The 22636-nt window shown below is 65.3% G+C and carries 22 protein-coding genes; 11 read left to right on the forward strand and 11 right to left on the reverse strand.

Annotated features, from left to right (window positions below):
* Positions 1-42: 42 nt before the first annotated feature.
* Positions 43-969 (forward strand): carbon-nitrogen hydrolase family protein, encoded by a 927-nt coding sequence (locus tag BFD71_RS24885; protein ID WP_069266980.1) that lies wholly within the window; start codon positions 43-45, stop codon positions 967-969.
* A gap of 27 nt (positions 970-996) precedes the next feature.
* On the opposite strand, the gene ehuR is transcribed toward BFD71_RS24885, so the two are convergent.
* On the reverse strand, positions 997-2451 hold the full coding sequence (gene ehuR, locus BFD71_RS24890; protein ID WP_069266981.1) for a MocR-like ectoine utilization transcription factor EhuR: 1455 nt from the start codon (positions 2449-2451) through the stop codon (positions 997-999).
* A gap of 249 nt (positions 2452-2700) precedes the next feature.
* Between ehuR and BFD71_RS24895 the strand changes: the two genes are divergently transcribed.
* From BFD71_RS24895 to BFD71_RS24910, 4 genes are all read left to right on the forward strand, one after another.
* Complete coding sequence (locus BFD71_RS24895) at positions 2701-3831, forward strand: mandelate racemase/muconate lactonizing enzyme family protein (protein WP_256094907.1); 1131 nt, start codon at positions 2701-2703, stop codon at positions 3829-3831.
* Between the two features lie 83 nt (positions 3832-3914).
* Positions 3915-4955: an ABC transporter substrate-binding protein gene (locus BFD71_RS24900; protein WP_069266983.1), complete on the forward strand. Its 1041-nt coding sequence runs from the start codon at positions 3915-3917 to the stop codon at positions 4953-4955.
* Positions 4956-5037: 82 nt separating this feature from the next.
* Entirely contained in the window at positions 5038-6174 is a 1137-nt protein-coding gene (locus BFD71_RS24905; RefSeq protein WP_069266984.1) for a porin, read from the forward strand.
* A gap of 81 nt (positions 6175-6255) precedes the next feature.
* Complete coding sequence (locus tag BFD71_RS24910) at positions 6256-7176, forward strand: LysR substrate-binding domain-containing protein (protein ID WP_069266985.1); 921 nt, start codon at positions 6256-6258, stop codon at positions 7174-7176.
* 50 nt (positions 7177-7226) lie between these two features.
* Here the strand turns inward: BFD71_RS24910 and BFD71_RS24915 are convergent, their stop codons facing one another.
* The 3 genes from BFD71_RS24915 to BFD71_RS24925 form a co-directional block, all read right to left on the reverse strand.
* Entirely contained in the window at positions 7227-8420 is a 1194-nt protein-coding gene (locus BFD71_RS24915; RefSeq protein ID WP_069266986.1) for a hypothetical protein, read from the reverse strand.
* Between the two features lie 574 nt (positions 8421-8994).
* Positions 8995-10464, reverse strand: a complete 1470-nt coding sequence (locus tag BFD71_RS24920; protein WP_256094910.1) for a metal-dependent hydrolase family protein — start codon at positions 10462-10464, stop codon at positions 8995-8997.
* A gap of 28 nt (positions 10465-10492) precedes the next feature.
* Positions 10493-11542 carry an AI-2E family transporter gene (locus tag BFD71_RS24925; RefSeq protein WP_069267055.1) on the reverse strand — a complete coding sequence of 350 codons (1050 nt, stop codon included), beginning with the start codon at positions 11540-11542 and terminating at the stop codon, positions 10493-10495.
* 365 nt (positions 11543-11907) lie between these two features.
* Between BFD71_RS24925 and BFD71_RS24930 the strand changes: the two genes are divergently transcribed.
* On the forward strand, positions 11908-12993 hold the full coding sequence (locus tag BFD71_RS24930; protein ID WP_069266987.1) for a S1C family serine protease: 1086 nt from the start codon (positions 11908-11910) through the stop codon (positions 12991-12993).
* 41 nt (positions 12994-13034) lie between these two features.
* Here the strand turns inward: BFD71_RS24930 and BFD71_RS24935 are convergent, their stop codons facing one another.
* From BFD71_RS24935 to BFD71_RS24950, 4 genes are all read right to left on the reverse strand, one after another.
* Positions 13035-14507, reverse strand: coding sequence for an alpha/beta hydrolase (locus tag BFD71_RS24935; protein ID WP_069266988.1), 1473 nt, complete (start codon positions 14505-14507; stop codon positions 13035-13037).
* Positions 14508-14551: 44 nt separating this feature from the next.
* Positions 14552-16384, reverse strand: a complete 1833-nt coding sequence (locus tag BFD71_RS24940) for an SLC13 family permease (RefSeq protein WP_069266989.1) — start codon at positions 16382-16384, stop codon at positions 14552-14554.
* Between the two features lie 148 nt (positions 16385-16532).
* Entirely contained in the window at positions 16533-17642 is a 1110-nt protein-coding gene (locus BFD71_RS24945; RefSeq protein WP_069266990.1) for a GGDEF domain-containing protein, read from the reverse strand.
* A 167-nt stretch (positions 17643-17809) separates the two neighbouring features.
* A complete protein-coding gene (locus BFD71_RS24950; RefSeq protein ID WP_069266991.1) occupies positions 17810-18100 on the reverse strand; it encodes a hypothetical protein in 291 nt (96 codons plus the stop codon).
* Here BFD71_RS24950 and BFD71_RS40755 point away from each other — a divergent pair.
* Positions 18099-18434: a hypothetical protein gene (locus BFD71_RS40755; protein ID WP_141710797.1), complete on the forward strand. Its 336-nt coding sequence runs from the start codon at positions 18099-18101 to the stop codon at positions 18432-18434. The genes BFD71_RS24950 and BFD71_RS40755 overlap by 2 nt on opposite strands.
* Before the next feature lie 20 nt (positions 18435-18454).
* Here BFD71_RS40755 and BFD71_RS24955 read toward each other — a convergent pair whose 3' ends face one another.
* The gene (locus BFD71_RS24955) at positions 18455-18667 is read right to left on the reverse strand and encodes a hypothetical protein (protein ID WP_141710798.1); all 213 of its coding nucleotides are present in this window, start codon (positions 18665-18667) and stop codon (positions 18455-18457) included.
* Positions 18668-18721: 54 nt separating this feature from the next.
* Here BFD71_RS24955 and BFD71_RS24960 point away from each other — a divergent pair, with 54 nt between their 5' ends.
* Genes BFD71_RS24960 through BFD71_RS24975 form a run of 4 tightly spaced genes read left to right on the forward strand, consistent with a single transcriptional unit; the run spans position 18722 to position 20773 of the window.
* Positions 18722-19057, forward strand: coding sequence for an ArsR/SmtB family transcription factor (locus BFD71_RS24960; RefSeq protein ID WP_069266993.1), 336 nt, complete (start codon positions 18722-18724; stop codon positions 19055-19057).
* Positions 19054-19536, forward strand: a complete 483-nt coding sequence (locus BFD71_RS24965; RefSeq protein ID WP_069266994.1) for an ArsI/CadI family heavy metal resistance metalloenzyme — start codon at positions 19054-19056, stop codon at positions 19534-19536. The genes BFD71_RS24960 and BFD71_RS24965 overlap by 4 nt, the downstream gene beginning before the upstream one ends.
* 29 nt (positions 19537-19565) lie before the next feature.
* The gene (locus BFD71_RS24970) at positions 19566-20060 is read left to right on the forward strand and encodes an arsenate reductase ArsC (protein WP_069266995.1); all 495 of its coding nucleotides are present in this window, start codon (positions 19566-19568) and stop codon (positions 20058-20060) included.
* Complete coding sequence (locus BFD71_RS24975; RefSeq protein WP_069266996.1) at positions 20057-20773, forward strand: aquaporin; 717 nt, start codon at positions 20057-20059, stop codon at positions 20771-20773. Before BFD71_RS24970 ends, BFD71_RS24975 begins: the two co-directional genes overlap by 4 nt.
* 120 nt (positions 20774-20893) lie before the next feature.
* Here the strand turns inward: BFD71_RS24975 and BFD71_RS24980 are convergent, their stop codons facing one another.
* Positions 20894-21268, reverse strand: coding sequence for a BON domain-containing protein (locus BFD71_RS24980; protein ID WP_069266997.1), 375 nt, complete (start codon positions 21266-21268; stop codon positions 20894-20896).
* Between the two features lie 421 nt (positions 21269-21689).
* Complete coding sequence (gene gcvA, locus BFD71_RS24985) at positions 21690-22622, reverse strand: transcriptional regulator GcvA (RefSeq protein WP_069266998.1); 933 nt, start codon at positions 22620-22622, stop codon at positions 21690-21692.
* Positions 22623-22636: the final 14 nt, after the last annotated feature.

The raw sequence follows: 22636 nt of genomic DNA on the forward strand, positions 1-22636 counted from the left end.
CGCCGTGGAAAGATGTGGGCAGTCCAACCCCTGGGAGCCATCATGGCCAAGTCGAAAGTCGCCGCGCTGCAGATCGGTTCGTCCGCCGCCGGCAAAGCGCACACGCTGGAACAGATTCTCTCGTTCGAAGCGCAGATCCGCGCCTCGGGCGCGAAGCTCGTCGTCATGCCCGAGGCGTTGCTCGGCGGCTACCCGAAGGGAGAAATATTCGGCACGCGCCTCGGCTACCGCTTGCCCGAAGGCCGCGAGGCATTCGCGCGCTACTACGAAAATGCGGTCGACGTGCCCGGCGCGGAAACCGAAGCGCTCGCAGAGCTTTCGACGCGTTGCGGCGCATCGCTCGTGATCGGCGTGATCGAGCGCGACGGCAGCACGCTCTTTTGCACCGCGCTGTTCTTCAATCCGGGGGAGGGGCTCGTGGCGAAGCATCGCAAGCTCATGCCGACGGGCACGGAACGGCTCATCTGGGGGCAAGGCGACGGCTCGACGCTGCCGACCGTTCGCACGGAATCAGGCGTCGCGGGCACGGCCATCTGCTGGGAAAACCACATGCCGCTGTTGCGCACGGCGATGTACGCGAAGGGCGTGCAGATCTGGTGCGCGCCCACCGTGGATGAGCGCGACATCTGGCAATGCTCCATGCGCCATATCGCGCACGAAGGACGCTGCTTCGTGATCAGCGCGTGCCAGGTGCAGCCTTCGCCCGCGGCGCTCGGCGTCGAAGTGCCGGGCTGGGACGAGAACCGGCCGCTCATCAACGGCGGCAGCCTGATCGTCGGGCCGCTCGGCGATGTGCTGGCCGGCCCGCTGCGCGGTGAAACCGGGCTCATCGTCGCCGAGATCGATACCGACGAACTCACGCGCGCCCGCTACGATTTCGATGTGGTGGGCCACTACGCACGGCCCGATGTGTTCGCGCTTTCGGTCGACGAACGGCGCAAGCGCACGGTCTCGTTCATCGCGGAGTAACGCCGCGCGGAAGCGAAAGGCGCGCCGTCAGGCCGAATAAAGCCCTTCCGGCCCGTTGCGCAGCGTGCGCGCCAGCAACTCGAGCCCTTCCCGCAGCGCCTCATGGCTGCGCGCGCCGCCGAGGCTCAAGCGCACCGCGTGCGGCGCCGAGCCGCGGCCGATCACGAAGCTGTCCGCCGTTTTCGCAAGCACGCCGGCCTGACGCAGCGCCGCGGAAAATTCGGCGGCGCGCCAGGGCTCGGCGAGCGGCAGCCAAAGATGCGGGCTCGCCGGATCGGTGCGATACGTCCAGTCCGCCAGCACTTCGGCGGCGATCGCATGGCGCGCGTCCACCTGCGCGCGCTGCTGCGCGATGAGCCGATTGACCTCGCCGTCCACGATCCAGCGCGCCGCGATCTCTGCTGCGAGCGGCGACGTCATCCAGCAGTCGCTGCGTATCACCGCGAGGATCTTGCCGACCCAGTCCTGCGGCGCCTGCACATAGCCCACGCGCAGACCCGGCGCCACTGCTTTCGAAAGACTGCTGATGACGATGCCGTGCTCGGGCAGCCGCGCGGCGAGCGGGGTGGGCGGCGCGTCGAGCAACGCGGCGGGCACGAGGTCCTCGATCACGACGAGGTGATGGCGCACCGCGATCTCGGCGATCTGCGCGCGGCGCGCTTCGGAGAGCGTCGCCGTGGTCGGGTTGTGCAGCGTCGGCACGCAAAAGAGCGCGCGCGGGGCGAGCAGCCCGCACGCGCGCTCGAGCGCGGCGGGGACGATGCCCTCTTCGTCGATTTCGATGCCGACGAGATTCAGCCGCAACTGCCGCGCGAGCGCGACGATGCCCGGATAGCTCAACGCCTCGGCGAAGATCGTGTCGCCTGGCCGCAGCACCGCGCGCAACACACAGGCAAGACCGTGCTGCGCGCCCTGCGTCACCAGCACACGCTCTGCAGCCACCGTGCAGCCCATGCGCGCGAGCCAGCGCGCACCCGCCTCGCGGTGCGAGCGGCGCCCGCCTTCGGGCTGATAAAGCAGCAGTTCGCCCGCGAGGCGCTCGTCGGTGGCCAGCTCGCGCAAGGTCTGCGTGAGCAGGAAGGCTTCGTCGGTCGGCATCGGCACGTTCTGACCGAGATCGATCAGGCGTCCCGGCGCATGGACGCCCGGCGCACCCGCCGTGACCTGCGCGGCGGCGGCCCGCTCGCTGGACTCGGGCACGGTGCGCGTGCGGTCCTGGATGCGCGCGCCGTCGGCGTCGGGCTCGGCCACATAGGTGCCGTCTCCCACGCGCGCCACCACGAGACCGCCGCGCTCCAGCTCCGCATAAGCACGGCTTACCGTGCCGGTTGTGACGCTGAGCTTCTTCGCGAGCAGCCTGTGCGCGGGCAGCTTTTCTCCGGGCAGCATCTGGCCGCCGTGAATGGCCTGTGAATAGGCCTGGGCGATCGCCCGGTACTTGGGTTCGCTGCTGCGCGAGAGCGTGGGCATCCAGCCATTCATGGTTTTCCCGAAGGAGATAAGCACGCCGCAGCACGGCGCGACGGCTGCGTCATTATCGCGCCCAATCCGCGGAAATGAAGGCTGTCATTTACTTCAATTGACTTCATTGAGTGCACGAAATTGACCCTCTAGGATGCCGTAACGCCTGACAAGGCCAAGGAGACAATCGCCCGCCCACGGCGCGCCGCATGCGTATCTTCAGACGTAAGCCACGCAATGCTGCGCGCCCAAGGCGGCGCCCCACGCGCCATGACGAATCGCATCGCACGCATCACCATGAGCCAGCACCGGCTGCCGCTCGACCCGCCGTTCCCCGCCTCGTGGGACAGCCGCCCGCGGCGCGCCTTCCCCGCGACGATCGTCCGCGTGGAAGATAGCGAAGGCCGCGTTGGCATCGGCTCCGGCGACGCGATGTACGGCTTTGACGACTACCGGGATCTCTTCATCGGCGCCGACCCGCTCGACCTCGCGCGGCATTCGGCAGTGCTCGAGAACCTCAGCTTCCACGCGGGGCGCCTCTGGCCGCTCGACGTCGCGCTCTGGGACCTCGCCGGGAAGATTCGCGGCGAGCCGTGCTGGCAAATGGCCGGCGGCCGATCGAAACGCGTGCGGGCCTATGCGTCCTCGGGCGTGCATCGCACGCTCGACGGCATGGCGCAGTGGGCCGAGCATGCCGTCGCCCGCGGCTTCCCGGCGCTCAAGGTGCGCTTCGGCCGCCCGACCCTCGCCGACGATCTCGCCGCGCTCGCCGCCGTGCGCGAAGCCGCAGGCGAGAACATCGAACTGATGGTCGATTGCAACCAGGGCTGGCGCATGCCGTGGGACACCCAGGCGCCGTGGCGCGCCGACGAAGCGCTCGCCGTGATTCGCCAGATCGAAAAGCATCGCGTGTACTGGGTCGAGGAGCCGCTGCATCGCGGCGACTACGCGGGCCACGCGCAGTTGCGCAAGCAAACGGACGTGCGGATCGCAGGCGGCGAGATGACACGCGACGCGCACGAGTTCGCAGCGCTCCTCGCGCACGACTGCCTCGACGTCTATCAACCCGATGTCGTCTGCACGCTCGGCATGGAAGGCGCGCGGCGGCTCGCGGCGCAAATCGAGGCGCACGGCAAGGTGTTCACGCCGCATACGTGGGGCAACGGCATTGGCCTCGCGGCGAACCTGCATGTCGTGGCAGGCGCTGCGCACGCGCCGTTCGTCGAGTTTCCGTACGACCCGCCTGAATGGACGCCGGCGCGGCGCGACTTCCCGATCAAGCGCGTGATCGACATCGACGCGAACGGCTGGATCGAGCTAAGCGATGCGCCAGGACTTGGCATCGAACTCGACGAAGCCATGCTCGCCGCGACACGCGCACACGACAGCCGTTACGACTGAAACCTCTTTGGGCCGCAGCAACGAACCAGATGCCAGCCCCATCTAAAGCATTCCGAAACATTTCAATAAAACGGAGACACACAATGAAACGCTTCACCACCCTCTTGCGCGCAGCCTGCCTGGCGGCCCCGCTCGCCCTCGCCGCGTTGCCGGCGCACGCCGCCGGCACCTGGTGCAGCGCGGGCAAACCCGTGCGCTTCGCTGGCGTCACATGGGAAAGCGGCAACTTCACGAGCGAAGTGCTGCGCTACATCCTCAAGAACGGCTATAGCTGCCAGACGGACACGGTGCCGGGCAGCACAGCGGCCACCGAAACGGCGCTCTCGCGCAACGACCTGCAGATCTGGTCCGAGCAATGGACGGGCCGCTCGGAGATCATCGCCGGCGCGGTCAAGGCGGGTTCGGTCAAGCTCGTGGGCGACACGCTGCCGGGCGGCACGAAGGAAGGCTGGTACGTGCCCGACTATGTGGTGCACGGCGACGCGAAGCGCGGCATCAAGGCGAGCGCGCCCGACCTTCAGTCCGTGAGCGATCTGCCCAAATACAAGGGCCTTTTCGTCGATGACGAGGAACCGGATCGCGGCCGCTTCCTCAACTGCCCCTCGGGCTGGGACTGCGAACGCGTGAATACGCGCCTGCTCAAGCTGCTCAAGCTCGACGACACCTACACGAACTTCCGCCCCGGCACGGGCGCGGCGCTCGACGCGGCCATCTCCTCGGCCTACGCGCGCGGCAAGCCGATTCTCACCTACTACTGGGAGCCGGCCGCACTGATGGCGAAGTACAAGTTCGTTCAGCTCAAGATGCCCCCGTTCAACGAAGCGTGCTGGAAGACGCTGCGCGATGCCAACAGCGCACAGCCATGCGCCTCGTCGTATCTGGTCTCGCAGTTGAAGATCGGCGTTTCGACACCGTTCTATCAGGCCGAGCCCGACGTGATGGCGTTCTTCTCGAAAGTGAACTTCCCCATCGACTTCCTGAACACGACGATTCTCGACATGACCGAGCATAAGGTCGATGCCCAGAACGAAGCGCTCAAGTTCCTCAAGCAGCACCCCGAGATGTGGAAGACCTGGGTGCCCGCCGATGTCGCGCAGAAGGTGCAGAAGTCGCTTGGCGCGTAAGCGCGACGCGCCCCACGAGATAAAACGATTCCAACGAGAAAAGCCGGGCCGCGCAATGCGGCTCCATGATAAGGAGACTTAAATGAATAAGAAGATTCTCGCGGCGCTGCTGCTGGCGCTGGCCGCGGCGGGCGCGCACGCCCAAAGCAGCGTGACGCTGTACGGCCTCATCGACCTCGGTGTGGACTACGCCAGCAATGTGGCAAACGGCGCGAACGGCCAGCTCGTGCCGGGCACCGGCAGCAAGCTCGTGCAGATGCAAAGCGGCGTGCCCGCCGGCAGTCGCTGGGGTCTGCGCGGCACCGAAGACCTGGGCGGCGGCTACGCCGCGATCTTCCGGCTCGAAAGCGGCTTCAACGCGGCGACGGGCGGTCTGGGCGGCGGTCTCGCGTTTTCGCGCAACGCGTATGTCGGCTTCAAGTCGGACCAATACGGCCAGATCACCTTCGGCAAGCAATGGGACGCCACCGTCGATCTGATCGAGCCGTATTCTCTCAATGGCAACTACGGCGGCTGGTATTTCGCACACCCGAACGACATGGACAACCTCGACAACGGGTTCCCGGTCAACAACGCCGTGAAATACGTGAGCCCGGTGCTCGCCGGCTTCCAGTTCGAAGGCCACTATTCGTTCGGCGGCCAGGCGGGCCAGTTCTCGAAGAACGCCTCGTATAGCGCGGCAGCGGCCTACACGCTCGCCTCCTTCAGCGCGGGCGTCGGCTACCTGCGCGTGAACGATCCGATCACGGCGGTGGCCGGGTATGGCAGCGGCGGCAGCTTCGTGAACTCGATTTTCGGCGACGCGCTCGCCAACGCACGCTATCAGGGCATCCTCTCGGCCGGCGCGTCGTATGTGATCGGCAGCCTCAAGCTGATGACGAACTACTCGAACGTAGACTTCGCCTCGGCCACCGGCAGCGGCGACCTGCACTTCCAGAACTTCGAAGTGGCGGGTACCTATGCCGTGACGCCCGCGTTCGTCGTGGGCGCGGGCTACACCTACACGGTGGGCCAGGACCACGCCACCGACAAATCGCCGAAGTATCACCAGGTCAACCTGATCGGCCAGTACGCGCTGTCAAGGCGCACCTCGCTCTATGCGATGGGCGTGTACCAGCACGCGGCGGGCTCGGCGGACAACGCGCAGATCACGGGCTTCAACCCCTCGGGCACCGACAACCAGGCCGTCGCCCGCGTGGGCATCACGCACGCGTTCTAACGTTTTCCACGCTGTCCTTATCACCGAAAATGCGCCGGCGCGAACGACAATGCGCCGACGCTTCTGCATCGCGAGGCTTGCATGCGCCGCCTACCCTCTTTATCGGCACTGCGTTCATTCGAGGAGGCGAGCCGCACGCTCAGCTTCACCCGGGCAGCGCAGAACCTGCACGTGACCCAGGGGGCGATCAGCCGCCAGATTCGCCTGCTCGAAGACTATCTCGGCACGCCGCTCTTCATGCGGCATCATCACCGGCTCGAAATCACGGCCGCGGGCAAGCGTCTGCTGCCTACGCTGCAGGCCGCGTTCGACAGCATCGCCCATACGCTCGACACGATTCGCGCCGATCCGTCGAACAGCCTGCTCAGTCTGAACGCCGCGCCCACGCTCGCCACGCGCTGGCTCACGCCGCGCCTGCGCGACTTCCAGGTGCGCCACCCCGACTTGCGCATCTCCATCACCAACGAATACGGGCCGCTGCACGGCACCGAGCGCAACGAAGATTGCCAGATCCGCTTCGGCATGGAACCGCTGCCGGGCGGCCAGAGCACGCTGCTCATGCGCGAGCGCCACGTGCTGGTCGGCTCGGCGCGCGAGTTCAGCCAGCCCGCCGCCGATCAGGACGCGTTGCGCGAGATCCTCGCGCAGCATCCGTGGCTCTATATCCTCGATATCGACCGGCGCCTGCTGGTCTGGGAAGCATGGCTCGAAGCCGCGGCGCTCGACGTGCAGATGGCGCCGCGCGGAGAACTGGAGTTCAGCACGCTCGATCAAGTGATCCACGCGGCGGTGGCGGGTCTGGGCATCGCCGTTGCCGACCGGCACATGATCGCGCCCGAACTGGAGAACGGCACGCTCGTGCAACTGTGCGAAGTGGAAGTGGTGGGACCTTCGGGATACTGGCTCGACGTGCGTCCCGAAGTGCAAGAGACACTACGCGTGCGCAACTTCAGCGACTGGCTGGTCGGCTACCACAGCGAACAGGGCAGCCAGCAACGCTAGCGCGGGTGCATGACTCGCGTCACGCACCCGCGTCTGCGCTTTGGATATCGTCAGTTGGGATCGATCGGTGGCCCCGGCGGGCCCGAGTCCACCTGTCTCATCGTGGCCGCGGGGGGGCCCGCGCCCTGTGCCACGTGGCCGGCGCCCTGTGCCATGTTGCCGGCTCCCTGAGCCGCGATCGAACGCGAGAGGATCTCCCGCGCTTCGCCGCTCGACGAATCGACGGTCAGTGCGTGCCCCGCGTTATGCCAGGCGCACACCCACCGCCCATCGCGCGCGCAAAGCCGCGCGTAGCCAAGCAACGAATCGCGCTGATCTTCGCGCGACGTCAATTCGGCCTGCATTTGCAGCGCGGAGCCGTTGCCCGGTTGTGCCGCGAGCGCGGAATTGATCGCACTGCGTGCAGGCCCGAGGCTGTTCTTGTCGAGGCTCGCGCGCGCCATCGCCAGACTTCTCGAGACGTCGGCCCGCGAATCGGCGGCGGCCTTCGCTGCGGCGACCTTCTCTGCGTTGGCCTTCGCGGCCGCGACCTTCTCCGCGTTCGCCTTGTCTGCCCTGGCCTTCGCGGCGGCAATCCTCTCCGCGTTGGCCTTGTCTGCCTTGGCCTTCGCTGCAGCGAGCGCGCGCTCTTCCGCAGCGCTCGGCGGTGGTGCGGTCTCCGCGCGAGCGGTCGCCGTACGCGGCGGCTGCACTTGAGCAGGCGTCGGTTGAGGCGCCGGCACCGGTGCGGGCGGCGCGACATGGGCCACCACGGGCGGCGGCGCGGTATTGGCTGGAGGCGGCTTGACGCTCGCGACCGGAGGCGGCGGCACACTGGCAGCCGGAGGCGGCAACTGCGCGACGGCTACGGGCGGCGCGCTGAGCACCGTATGCGGCTTCGAGTCGTGCGCGGCCGGTGTGGCCTTGGGTCCGAGAATCGCACCCTCCACGATCTGGGCGCCCGGGGTCGGCTCGCGCTCGGTCCGGTGCGAAATCATGTACGCGGTCAGCAGGAACGCGATCGACACTACGCTGCCAATCGCATAGAAGGGCAACCACGAGCGCGGCGCCCGAGGCGCCTCATCGCGCGGCTCGTAATCGCTGTCGCGCGGCGCGCCGCCACTGAAGCTGAATGCAGAAGGGTTCCACTGCGTGCGCGCATGGCGCGCGAACCCATCGTGCCATTCGGGCGCGACGGATTCGCTGGCCGGCGACGTGCGCGGGCCAGAGGAAAGCTGCTTCGCGCCGCACTGAGGACAGATCATCAGTGGCGCATTAAAACCGGTCCCGCAGTATGGACATCCCCACGGACCAGACTTGGATCGGCCAGGTTCGTTGAACATTGCAGGCATGGAAGCTTTGACAGGATGGTTTCGGGTTGGCTACCGGCGGCTGGTGCGCGTCGCAGCGGAGGCAACCAGGCGGCCCGGATTCGAAGTATTCGCTGTAGTCTCTACTCTATTGCGCAGATCGTTGGACGGTTGTAACAAATAGTCGATTTGAATATGAGCTACTTCGCCGCGAAGTTCAACCGGCATAATCGGCCAGATGGCGGATAAGGACAGGCGGGATTTCGACCCCCGCTGGGGCCGCTCGGGGCGTGCCATGATGGCCGCGCTGCGCAGGCAGATGGGCCCGCTTGATGCGTCCCCGCGCCGTGACATCTTGATACAGAAATCGTGTGGCTGACTGTGGCTGATACGCCATGAGCGCAGCGTTCGGAACGCCTGCGCGGGATATTTCGCCCTCGATTTGCGTGCCAAATCGCGACCGCGACCCGTTTGTTTTCGGCTGTTTTTTAAGTACGTTGGTGACGCCGCGAGCCCGCGCCCCACAGTGTCACGCCTTCAACGCGTCCTTGTAGACGCGGCCATCCTTCATGATCAGGCTCAGGTTCTGATCGGGGTTGGCCAGCAGCGTCATGTCCTGGAGCGGGTCGCCCGCCACGATCAGCAGATCCGCGTATGCGCCCTCCTCCAGCACGCCGAGCTTGTGCGGATACGGATTGCGCTCGCCCGCCATCGCGAGCAACTGTCCGTTCGTGGCAGTAGCCATGCGCAACGACTCGGCATTCGAATACCAGCGCGTCATGTGCCCGAGCATCGTGCCTTGCCGTGTGGCCAGCGCCTGCGAAAAGATCAGGTCCGTGCCGAACGCCACCTTGAGCCCATGCTTGCGCGCGAGCTTGTACATGTTGTCGGTCCCGGCTGTCACCTCGAGAAACTTTTCGCGGCTCGACGGCGCCAGCGGCGCAACGTCCTCTTCGCTGGTAAATGGTTGCGTGCTCAACCACGTGCCGTTCTTCGCCAGAACTTCAGCCGTCCGGTCGTCGATGAGGTGTCCGTGCTCGACGCATTGCACGCCGGCAGCCACCGAGCGCTTCACCGATTCCGGCGTGTAGGCGTGCACGAGCACGTAAGTGCCCCAGTCGGACGCCGTTTCCACCGCGGCTTTCAGCTGCGGCTCGGTGAACGTGAGCATGTCGAGCGGACTGCGCGGGGTCGACACACCGCCGCAGCCCACGAGCTTGATCTGCGTGGCGCCCATCATGAACTGCTCGCGCACACGCAGGCGCACTTCGTCGGCCGTGTCGGCGATGGCGGCCGCGCCGGTGCGTTCGATCTCACTGATCTGGCTGCTCGTGCGCGGCACGTCGGTCAGCAAACGAAAGTCTCCATGGCCGCCCGTCGTGGTGATCATCGCGCCGCAGGGGTAAATGCGCGGGCCGCTCAGCATGCCGGCGTCGATGGCCTGCTTCAGCGCGAATGCGGGACCGCCCACGTCGCGAATGGTCGTGAATCCGCGCAAGAGTGTGCGCTGGGCCTCCGCGCCCGCGGCCAGGTAGACGAAGCTCAGATCGGACTGGAGGATGGTCGCGATCGGAACCGCAGCGAGAAGCGAATGCCAGTGCATGTCGATGAGGCCCGGCATCATCACCTTGCCGCCGCAGTCGATCACGCGCCCGCCCGACGCGTTCTGCGCGTCAGGCGCGCCCCGACGCAGCCGCGAAATGCGGTTGCCATCGACGACGAGGGACATGCCGTCCTGCAGCGCCGCGGACTTGCCGTCGAACAGGCGAAAGTTCGTGAAGGTCGTGGGCTGGGCGGGAGCGGCGGCGCCAGGCTGCTGCGCGCTGCTGAACTCGGGCAGCACCGCGCTCAACAGGGATGCGCCCATGCCGATCAGGAAGCCGCGACGGGCAAGATCGGCGCTGATGCGGCGACTGGCGAACTCCGCGAGCGCCTTGTCGCCCAGGCAGGCGGAGACAGGGCGGATTGCATTGCCGCGGCGGTCGATTCTGGAAGCCATAGTTCACCTGTGAAAGTAAGCTACGCATTTATTCTGCACGCCTGACTACATCGTCCTTCGTCAACAGCAGCGCCAGCGGCCGTGTCGAGCTGAACGCAGAGAAAATGATCGTGAGTGCCACGGTGCCCGGCACGGCGAGAAAGGCGCCGGGTATGCCCCACAGCGCCGTCCATGTGGCGAGGCTCATCAGGATGACCGCGGGGCTCAGGTTCAGCGACCCCGCCATCAACCAGGGATCGAGCACGTTGCCCATCACGAAGTTGATCGCGGAGAGCGCAATGAGCAACGTGATCGACTCGTTCCACTGGCCGAATTGAAGCGCGGCGAGCAAGGCGGGAAGCGCAACGGATATGAGCGACCCCGCATACGGCACGAAGTTGAGCAGCACGATGAGCACGGCGAGCAGCGGCGCGAACTCCAGCCCGACCAGATGCATGCAGATCCAGCTGAGTATGCCGAGCACCACGCCGAGCAGCGCTTTCAACGCGAGATATGTGCCGATCTTCGAATTGATGGCGTCGATCACGGGCTCCATGTCCGCCTTGCCGCGCATGACCGCGGAGAGCTTGCGGCGGAACCGCCCCATCTCGACCATGAAGAACGCCGTGTACAGCAGAACGACGAGCGTCGTTGCCATGAGCGAAGAGAGCGAGCCGAGCAGCGAGGTGAGCAGCGACTGGACGTTGACGGTCGCGAGCAGCTCGCGGCGGAAGGCCGTCCACGAAGCCTCGGTCTCCAGATGAAACAGCGCGGTGATTTTTGCGAGCAAGGCGAGCAACGTGGCTTCGTATTTCGGCGCCACGGCCAGCATGCGGTCAGTGTCGGACAGCAGCAGTTCGGTCGCGACCCACGCGGCCACGAGGATGAGCGCGGCCGCGCTCCAGTAGCGCGCCCCCGCGCGAATGCGCGTGCCCACGTGAGGCACGCGCCGCAGGATTTCAGCAAGCCCGTAGATCACATACGACGTGATGATCGCGAATGCGATCGGCACCAGCACCGGGCGCCCGATATACAGCACCCACCCCGTGATGACGGCGATGACGACCACGCAGGTGAACGTGACGAGATCCTGTTTCATGGAGATGCTTGGGATGACGAACCACGTTGCGTTGATGTTGTAGACAGCGGTTGCGTACAGCGTGTCGCGCGGCGAAGCGGGGACCAGGCACGAGACGTTTGCAACCCATCCACGCCTCGCCGCGCACATCCGGCCCTCAATAAAGCGTCTTCGGGGCGCGATCGGCCGCCACTTCGCAAGACTAGCCGCTTTGAAGAAGACGTGCGCGCTAGCTGGCGAGGAATCCGAACAACCGCGCCGCGGCTTTTCGTTGCGCGCACATCGACTCTTCGCGCGGTCAAAAGATCTCTCCTGCATTTAAGTCACGTTTAAGCAGCTAAACGTACCTTACGCGCACCTTCACCCTCTCTTCGAAGACCATAGCAATGAGTACCATCAAATATCGGCGCCGGGGCCTGATCGCCGGTGTAGCGGTGGCGCTTGCCGGCGCCTGGGTCGTGAGCCATGAGCACGCCAGCGCGGACGAAAGCCCCATCACGAAAACGACGTTATCGGCACCCGTGCCGAAGGCAGACGACGTCCGGGGCTCGGCGCCCAACTTCTCGGCGATCGTCGCGCAGTACGGCCCGGCTGTGGTCCATGTCGAGGTCGTCAAGGAAAACCCGGACTCCGAAGACGGCCATTCGGGCGCCCTGGGTTCGGGCTTCATCGTGAGCCAGGATGGCTACATCCTGACGAACAATCACGTCGTCGAAGGCGCGGACGACGTGACGGTCAAGCTCACCGACGGCCGCAAGTTCCCCGCACGCGTGATCGGCACCGACAAGGCAGGCGACGTGGCCGTGCTGAAAATCGCCGGCACGGGTTTCCCCACGGTGAAGATCGGCAATCCGGCGAACAGCAAGGTCGGCGACTGGGTCGTCGCGATCGGCTCGCCCTATGGTCTCGACAATACCGTGACCTCGGGCATCATCAGCGCGAAGTCGCGCCAGCTTTCGGAAGATAGCCCGACGCACCTGATCCAGACCGACGTTCCCGTCAACCCGGGCAATTCGGGCGGCCCGCTCTTCAACCTGAACGGCGAAGTCATCGGCATCAATTCGATGATCTATTCGCGCACGGGCGGCTTCCAGGGCCTCTCGTTCGCGATTCCGATCGACGAAGCCATGCACATGAAGGATCAGATCGTGCAGGGCGGCGGCCACGGCAATGGCACCACGCTGGCCCGCAATGCGCACCCGCGTCTGGGCGTGGCCGTGCGCGCGCTCAGCGGCGACGAAGCGCAGCAGATCGGCGTGGAAGGCGGCGTGCTCGTCGTGAAGGCGGGCGGCGCGGCAAAGGCGGCTGGCATCAGCGCCGGCGACGTGATCATCGCGGTCAACGGCATCGAGGTGGACAACGTCGAGCAGCTGCAAAGCATGATCGCGCGGGCACGCAGCAACGTATCGATCGTCGTGGCCCGCGACGGCGAGCAAATGACCGCACAGGTCGAGCTCGCGCCGCACGCATAAACCCTGGCCGGGTCCGGGCCTGGCGCGCGCCAGACGCGCGCTCACGGCCCGTGGCTCGCCAGGTAGTCGATACGCTCGACGATATAGTCGTAGAAGGGGTTCCACGAAAGCCGCGTGAGAAGCCCCGCCCCCACGATCAGCGCCCCGGTTTCGCCGCGTACGGACTGGGCGCCCAGATGGATGCCCAGGTCGTCGTTGGGATCGGGGTTGCGGCCGTACAGCGAATCGGTCACCGGAAACGGCAAGGCCACGTGTGAAAGCGAATAGACATCGAGCGGATAGTCGAGCCCCGTGGGTTCGACTTTCGCCGTTGTCTCGTTCGGCGCCGTACTCTCTTCGACGACGTGCAGCGAGGTGGCGGAGGCGTTGGTGAGCACGGTCAGGCGGTAACGCAGTGGCGGCACGGGCGAGAGACGGCGCAGCGCGTCACGCATCGAAGCGCGCAGCAGGGGGCTCCATTGCGCCGTGCGATTAATGTCGAACAGCACGAGCTCGCTGCCGTTGGCAGGCAGTTGCGCATACAGCGAACTGACGATCGCGCTCGTGCTCACCGTGAAGTCGAGCACGGACTGGAACGTGAGCGTGGGCGGCAGCGCCGCCAGCTTGCCGTTGCGCGCCGCGTCCGCCACTTCCTGCTGGATCTTGCGCGTGACCCGCCACGACTGGCGTGCGCCGTTCACCGGAAACGAGTTGTACTTGAACGGATTGAATTCCGGCACGATGTCGAGCCACGCGGCTTTCGCAAACGCAGGCAGGATCGCGGGCAATGCCGCGAGCCCCGCAAAGCGCGCGAAACGCGTAATGCCGATCATCGGCGAAAGCAGGATCAGGCGGTCCGCTTTCGGCAGGCTCGGGTCGTCCAGCGCCTCGAGCGAGTATTGCAGCGCGAGCGCGCCGCCGTTCGAAAAACCCACGATATGCAGCGGCGCAGGCGCCGGCACGAGGTGCCGCGCTTCGCGCACGGCGAGGCGCGTCGCCGCCTCCCAGTCTTCCGCCGTCACTTCGGTCAGCCCCGAGGGCACGGTGCCGTGTCCCGGCAGGCGCACCGCCACTACCGCGAAGCCATCTTGCTGATAGCGCTGCGCGATGTGCCGCAGGCTATAGGGAGAATCGGTCAGCCCATGCAGCATCACGGCCACGCCGCGCGGCGCGCCCTCTGGCATAAGAGTGTATGAGCGGTTCCAGTTGGTACGAAAGTGCCCGGGATAAATCGGGCTGCCCGAGAAGTAACGATTGGCGGGAATGCGTTCGTCCGCCGGCAGCTTGTCGGTCACGTTTTTCTTCACCGAGTCGAACAGGCGGTTCTCGTTGGCGATGTATTCCTCCCACGTCGCATGATCGATTTCGTGCGCGTGCATGTCTTCCGGCACGTACGTGTGCCACAGGCTCAACGGCGCCTTGCGCTGCGCGTCGAAGAACCGCACGCCGGCAATGCACACGAATGCGATCAGCACGAAAAGGGAAATCCGCTTGATCCAGCGAAGGAGCCACGCTCTCGTCAAGAAATTCGCCATGTCCGGTCAATGCCTCGTGAACGGGTGGCCGGCCTTTCCTCGCGCTAGCGCGGGAAAACCGGCCAGATGAGCGGTACCAGCGTGACGGTGATCACGAGCGCCCCGAGGGCAGCCGGCGAGCCCACCATAAAAAATTCCCGGAACCGATAGCCGCCAGCCGTGCTGACGAGCGCATTCACGGGCGTCGAGATCGGCGACATATAGGCCGCCGACGCGGCAACCGCCGTCGTCATCGCGAACGGATACGGCGACGCATGCAGGTGCGCCGCCATCGCGAGCACCACGGGCGCCATCAGCACCGCCGTCGCCGTGCCGGAAATCACGGTGCCGATCACGAGCGTCAGCAGGAAAACGGCGCCCAGCAAGCCGTGCGCCCCCCAGTTGCCGGCCACGCGCAGCACGGCGTCGGCGGCGATATCGATGCCGCCCGTGCGCTGCAGCGCGATGGAAAACGGCAGCATGCCCACGATCAGCACGAGGCTGCGCCAGTGAATCGCGCGATACGCGCTGTCGAGGCTCACGCAACCGGACGCGCCCATCAGCAGACACCCGATCAGGCCCGCGAGCACGTTCGGCACGCGCGGCGTGAGCATCATCGCGATAACGAGCGCCATGATGGCGAGCGCGTGCAGCGCCTTGTGCGGCACCGGCACGTAGGCATCGCTTTCGACCGGCATGGCGAGACACACGATGTCGCGCTCCACCGACTGCATCGAGAAGATGTCGATCCACGGCCCGACCACCAGCAGCGTGTCGCCCACCTTGAGCTGCGTGGCCTGCAGGTCCTGCTCGAGCGCGGCGTCGGCGCGTCGCAGGCCGACGACCGTCACGCCGTGCCGACGCAGCGCCGAGGAACTGCGCGCGACGTTGCCCACGAGCGACGAGTCCGGCGGCACGATGACTTCGGCCATGCCCACGTCGTGCGACTGGTCGGTGAAGTACGCGCCCGACATGCGGCGCGTCGCGAGCGCATAGCGCGCGCAAAACGCCTGCACGTCGAAACTCGCGGATTCCACGTCGAGTAGCAGCACGTCGCCGGGCGCAATGCTGCTGTCCGCGGTCGCGGGCAGGACCGTCGCGCCCATGCGCGTGCGCCGCTCGATCGCGACGACGCGCGCCACGGGGTCGTCGTCGAGCCCGGTGTGGCCGAGCGTCTGCCCGACGAGCGGCGAGTCCCCGCCGACCTCGAGGCGAAAGGCGCGCCCTTCGAGCGAATAGCGCGCGACCCAGTCGTTCAGCGACGGGCGCGTGGTCGCCTCCGCGCCATCCGTGCCGGTCAGAAAGCGCCTTGCGAACAGCATCCAGCCGATGCTCGCGGCGAGAACCGGCACGCCCAGCGGCGTGATGGCGAAGAAACTGAAGGGCCGGTAGCCGCGATAGACGAGCGCGCTGTTGATGACGAGATTCGGCGTCGTCGCGACGAGCGTGAGCATGCCGCTCGTGAGCGCCGCCATGCTGACCGGCATGAGCATGCGCGCGCGCGACACGCCCGACTGGCGTGCGATGCGAATGACGATGGGAATGAAGATCGCGACGACGGCCGTCGAGCTCATGACGGAGCCCATGACGCCGACGATGATCATGATCAGCACGACGAGGCGACGCTCGTTGGACCCGCCGCGCTCGATCAGGTAGTCGCCCACGCGCTGGGCGACGCCCGTGCGCGCGAGCGCGTCGCCCAGCACGAAGAGCGCCGCGATGAGGACGATGTTCGGGTCCGAGAAACCGGCCAGCGCCTCGTTGACCGTCACGATGCCCGAGAGCGACAGCGCGACGATCATGATAAGCGCCACCGCGTCCGCGCGGGGCCGGCCGATCAGGAACATCGCGATCGCGCAGGCCAGACAGGCAACGGTCATCAAAAGGTCGGTAGACATGATTTCGCTTTGCCTGCTCAACGGGCCTGGGAAACCACTGCTACCGCAAATAGTGCCGGATTTTGAAAACTTACGTTTCAGCGCGGCCTTGGGCCGTCATGCCTGCGACGCCGCCATTTCAATGCAACGTTTGTGAACGTCCAGCCCTTCACGATTCCAGCAGCGAAACGCGGTTGCGCCCCTGGTGCTTGGCGCGGTACATGGCTTGATCGGCCTGGTCGAGCAGCGAGCGCGCCAGCGCTTCGGGACTCGCGGCACCGGCATTCGTCTCGCTGTTGAGCCGATACGCCGCCACGCCAATCGACACGCTGAGCGCAATGCGCTCACCCTCGTCGTCGAGCACTTCGAGCGCCTCGACCGCAATCCGGATGCGCTCCGCAACGGCCAGCGCGTCGGGCAGCTCGCACATCAGCAGCGCGACGAACTCCTCGCCGCCGTAGCGCGACACCGTATCCCCCACGCGCACCTGCTGCTTCAGGCAGGTGCCGATGGCGCCCAGCGCGAGGTCGCCGGTTGCGTGGCCGTGCGTGTCGTTGATCTGCTTGAAATGATCGATGTCGATGAAGAGGCACGACATGGGCGCCGCGTGCGAACTCGCGCGCCGGATCTCTTGATGCAGGCGCTCGTCGAAATAGCGGCGGTTAGACAGGCCCGTGAGCGGGTCGGTCACGCCGGTCTTGCGCAGATGCTCGCGGTGAGCGACGTTGTCGAGACTCGCCGCCGCAACGCGGCTGAAGCGCGCGAGCAGATCGGTGCCCATGCTGGCATCGAAACGCGCGGAGTCATCGCTTGCGAGGCACAGATAGCCGAGCAGCTGGGTGCGGTTCAGAAGCGGCAACACGATCGCACTGCCGATCGCGGTCCGCGCGTCGAAGAAGGTCTCGCTCACGGCGGGCTCGAGTTCGCTCAGTTCGCTCACGCGGCCAAGCCACGGCTGGTTTCCCGCGCACAGACGCGACAGCGCGAGGCCGCCCTGGAGCCCCGATCGCAGATTCGCTTCGAGGTCGGCGCGCCCGCAGTCGGATTCGAGCAGATCGCGTAGCAGCGGCGTACGGACGTCGAGCCAGAGGCCGGCGCAAGCCAGCCGGAACACCTCGGGCAGATAAACGAATATCCCTTCGAGAAAAGCGCACCAGTCGTGCGCGCCGATCAGGCGCAGTTCCACGTCCTGGAACGACTTCGATGCGCGCTCGTTGCGCTGAACGGTTTCGATTAGCGCAGCAAGATCCAGTGAAGGCTGAGTCCCGGGATGTGTCACGATGCATCGAGAATATTCCGAAGCCTGCTATTACGGCAGCCTGGGGTCAGACTTGAGCGTCGAACGACGAGACTCGCGCGGCGGCGGCCTGTTCCAACGGAGTCAGGGCAAAAGAAAAGACCGCTGTCCGTGAGGGCAGCGGTCTTGCTTATGGTCACAGGCTGCTGTTATTTCGCTGCCGGCGACCTTACGCTCGGCCTCGCCAGCGAGTTGTTGTCAGGGCCGCCGGGGGCCGGCGCCGCGCTGTTGTCCATGCTATTCGGCGACGCAGCGCTCATGCCGCTGTCCGAGCCCGTGGCGCCTGGCGTGCCGTAGCCGCTCGTTGCATTGGTATTGGCTGCGGCAGCCGGCGACGTAACGCCTGGGGTTGCCAGTGTGTTGTTGCTCTGTGCATACGCACCGGCGGACAGCGTGAGCGCGGCAACGGCCGCGATCAATGTGCTGGTTGTCTTGCTCATGACTTCCTCCTCCTTTGATTGGACTGGAATTCCGGCACAAACGACCCGCGATATTTCTCATTGGGCGGTCGTTATATGCGGCTCACGACGATCAAATCGCGTAACTGTTCGCAGTGGTGTACGTAAAGCAAACCACTACCAGTTCATGTCAAGTTTAGGAAAGCAATCGCGGATAATTAAGCGCATTGTGCGCAACGATTTATTTCGTTTTTTGGCAATTACCCGTAATGGCGTAATGGATTTATCGGCCTGTAATCCGGGCGCGGCGCGGTTCGATATGCGGTTCGGCGATTTGACGTGGCATTTGCGAGAAGCCTTTTTTTTGGCGCCCTGATTGAAATCCACCTCAACGATTTACAGCGCATTTTGCGAGACTACATTTCGCATCCATATTGCGGAATATCGGTCGCGTTCATTGCGGCACACATAATCGGTCTGCGCGATTTTCGTTGCATGCGCATCGAGGTCATCATTCATTTCCGCGCTGGCATGCAGCCCGCAGCACGCCGGCAAAAACGTACGAAGCGCGAGCGAGGCCACCGAGGCCACCGAGGCCAAAATTTTCACGTCGTGCGAGCGATCTCCTTGCCAATTCTTCGATATTTCGACTATTATCGAAACATGGAAACGAACCAGACCATCGCCGCACTGGCGGCTCTCGCGCACGAGTCCAGGCTCGCGATCTTTCGCGCCCTCGTTCAGGCAGGCCCCGAAGGCTTGCCCGCAGGCCAGATCGCTACCCTGCTCGACGTGCCCCCGTCGTCGCTCTCCTTCCATCTGAAGGAGCTGTCTCACGCGCAACTCGTCACGAGCCGCCAGGAAGGCCGGTTCGTTTTCTACTGCGCGAACTTCGCGACGATGAACGGCCTGCTGGCCTACCTCACCGAGAACTGTTGCGGCGGCAATCCCTGTTCGCCGACATCAATGTGCTCACCCTCCACGGAGAAGCAGTCATGAAGCGCTTTCACATTCACGTCGCCGTTGCGGATCTCACATCGAGCATCCGTTTCTACTCGGCGCTGTTTGCCGCTGAACCGACCGTCGTGAAGAGCGACTACGCGAAGTGGATGCTCGAGGACCCGCGCGTCAATTTCGCGATCTCGCAGCGCGGCGCCGCACCGGGCCTGGATCACCTCGGTGTGCAGGTCGAGAACGAAGCCGAACTGGCCGAAATGCACGCGCGGCTGGAAAGCGCGGCATTGCCGGTGGATACGCAGCTGGATACCACGTGCTGCTACGCGAAGTCGAACAAGTACTGGAGCGTCGATCCCCAGGGCATCGCGTGGGAGTCGTATCACACGCTCAATGAAATTCCCGTGTTCGGGGAGTCGCGCAATACGCCGACCGGTGCACCGGCCCGCGAAGTGGCTGCGTGCTGCGCGCCGTCGTCGGACAAGCCGGCTGGCAATCCGGCCAGGTCTTCGGCGTGCTGCTGAGTAGCCGCGAACGATCCAGCGGGAAAGCCATGACGACCAACGTATTGATCCTGTGCACGCACAACTCCGCTCGCAGCGTGCTGGGCGAAGCCATGTTGAATCACCTCGCTTCGAAGGCCGGCAAGGACGTGCGCGCGTTCAGCGCGGGCAGCGCGCCGGGCGGACGCCTGAATCCTTTCGCCGTCGAGTCGCTCGAGCGCGCGGGCATCGACGTGAGCGGCTACCGCAGCAAAAACTGGGATGAGTTTGCCGCCAGCCATGCGCCGGTCATGCGCATCGTCATCACCGTCTGCGACAGTGCCGCCGCCGAGACGTGTCCGTATTGGCCGGGCAGTCCCGTCAAGGTCCACTGGGGCTACCCGGATCCTTCTCTCGCGCCCGGTGGCGATGAAGGCAAGCGCGTGGCGTTCGAACTCACTCGCCAGGCGATCGGTTATCGCATGCTGCAACTCCTTGCGCTGCCGCTCGAATCGATGAGCGACGAGGAACTTCAGCAGGCGCTCACTGCAATCTCCGGATCATGACCGCAGTCACGAGTCTCAAGCGCAAGGTCCTGGCCGAGTTGATCGGTACGGCCTTGCTGCTCGCCGTCGTCATTGGCTCCGGCATCATGGCGCAACGGCTTGCGGGCGGCAACGCGGCGATCGCGCTGCTCGCCAACACGCTGGCAACCGTGGCCGGACTGTATGTGCTGATCGAGGTGTTTGGGCCCTTGAGCGGGGCGCATTTCAATCCCGCCGTCAGCGCTGTCATGGTGCTGCGCGGTGAACTGCATGCTCAGGAATTGCTGCCGTACATCGCTGCGCAACTCGTCGGCGCGCTGCTGGGTGCATGGCTCGCGCACGCCATGTTCGACCTGCCCATCGTCGAGCTATCGAGCAAGGTGCGCGCAGGCACCGGACAATGGATTGCCGAAGCCGTGGCGACTGCAGGTTTGATCCTCGTGATCCTGCGCGCGCCGGGAGAACGCGCCGCGATCATGGTGGCTGCGTACATTGGCGCCGCATACTGGTTCACGGCATCGACATCGTTTGCGAATCCGGCCGCAGCGTTCGGACGCATGTTCAGCGACACTTTTGCAGGCATTGCGCCTTCCAGCGTACCCGCCTTCGTCATTGCCCAACTGATTGGCGCGGCGACTGGCCTCGCGCTGCATACAGCCTTCGAACCGCGCAAGCTACGCGTTGGTCACCCGAACCTGGTTGAGTCGTCCGGCGAACACGGCGACGCTCGCTAATGCGCGCATGCGGCTCAGCTGCAGCTTCGCGAGACAAAGCCCGCAGGAGGATCCCGGAGACCTGTCTCCGGGCTTTAGCGCATGCGCCCGGCCGGGCGCAAGGCCATAGTGAGGGGATGATCAGGACTCGTTCGGACGGATCGTCAGCGCGTTCTTGACCGACGTGACGCCTTGCACGCCCGTGGCGACTTCGGTGGCGTGTTCGATCTGCGACTGCTCCGGCACCGAGCCCTGCAGGACGATGGCGCCGTCACGCGCGCGCACGGTGATGTTGGCAACATCGATCTTCTTGTCCTTGGCGAGAGCGGTGCGGACCTTACGGCTGAGCGCGCGATTAGCGGCCTTGGCCTGCTTCGATTGCGCCTTCGACGGGGTTGCCTGTTGCTCGGCTGCGGCAGTCGCGCCGCTAGCTGCGTCGCCCTGCGCATAGGCGTGCAAAGACGCGGCCACGAGAGCCGTCGCCGCGGCCAGCTTGAATACCTGAATAGCCTTCATGGAATTTCTCCTGTTGTCACAGTCTTGTTGTGGGCCCACGAACGGGCCGGTGCACTACACCAACGACTAAGCATTCGCGCGCCAGAAACGGCGCTAGACGCGATGCCGCATTTTTCGACGACATCGCATCCATTCGCGCGAGCGCGCGGCAAATTATAAGAATGAAAGGAACGGCACAGGTCGGAGAAAATGCGGCCGAATCATTAGCTTGATATCGGTCCCGTCATGGAGTAGGCACACCGTTCGTGACCACGGGCTTGTGGTCACATCGCCCGCTCCCCTAATTGCATCCGTCAACGATCGAACGGCTTCGATGCGCTATTTCCGCGTTGGGAGCGAAATGGCGCGCGCAAACGGTCGCGCGTGGGCGGCAAAATTCTGCCGGGCGTCGCATTATTACGACGCCGGTTTTGCCGTTGGATCAGCGCGATGACCGGCTGCCTCTTGCATTGCGCGACGCATCTGCGTTCACTATTGCCTCGCGTTCGAGCCATGAACGGAACAACGCGACCCGTTCATCGCCGGACTTCTCGTCCGCCACGTAAGTGCAATAGCTGCGCGATGGCAGACGTGGGCCAGCGAACGGTGCGACGAGCCGGCCAGCGGCGAGGTCGTCGGCGACCAGCGCGGTGGGCCCCATCGCGATGCCGATTGCGTCGATGGCAGCCTGCAAGGTCAGAAAGAAGTGGTCGAAGGTCAAAGCGGCGGCCGGCCTCAGGTCGGGCATCTGCACGCTCGCCAGCCAGTCGGGCCAGAGCCGAGGAAGACTCGACGTGTGCAGCAACGTGTGCTCTCGCAAGTCGCCAGGCGAGCGCAGCGGTACGCGCTTCAAAAGCGTAGGACTACAGACCGGAAGCCGCTCCTCGGACAAGAACGGTTGCATCGAATAGCCGTAGAAGGTGTCCGGGCCACCCCGGATGACGAGGTCATAGTCGTCCTTCAGACTCTCCAGCGGCTCGTTCGACGTCTCCACCTTGACGTCGATGTCGGGATGGCCGGCGCGGAATTTCGCCAGCCTCGGCACCAGCCAGCGCAGCGTGAATGTCGCGGGCGCATTCACGGACAGGGTTCGGGAGACCGTTTGCGGCGTGCCGTATCGCGCGGTTGCCGCCGAGAGCTGTTCGAACAACGGGCCGATTTCCGCCAGATAGTGCTTCGCCGCCGGCGTCAGCTCCACGCGGCGGTTGTGCCGCTCGAACAGCGACGCGCCAAGCCACTCCTCCAGCAAGCGCACGTGCTGGCTCACTGCACCGGGCGTCACGTGCAGTTCCGCGGCGGCGTCCTTGAAGCTGCCGAGCCGGCCTGCGGCCTCGAAGGCTCGCAGGGCGTTGAGTGGGGGCAACACCGGTTTCATTCGCGAGAGTTTAT

The sequence above is a fragment of the Paraburkholderia nodosa genome, assembly GCF_001718195.1.
Lineage (GTDB): Bacteria > Pseudomonadota > Gammaproteobacteria > Burkholderiales > Burkholderiaceae > Paraburkholderia > Paraburkholderia nodosa_A.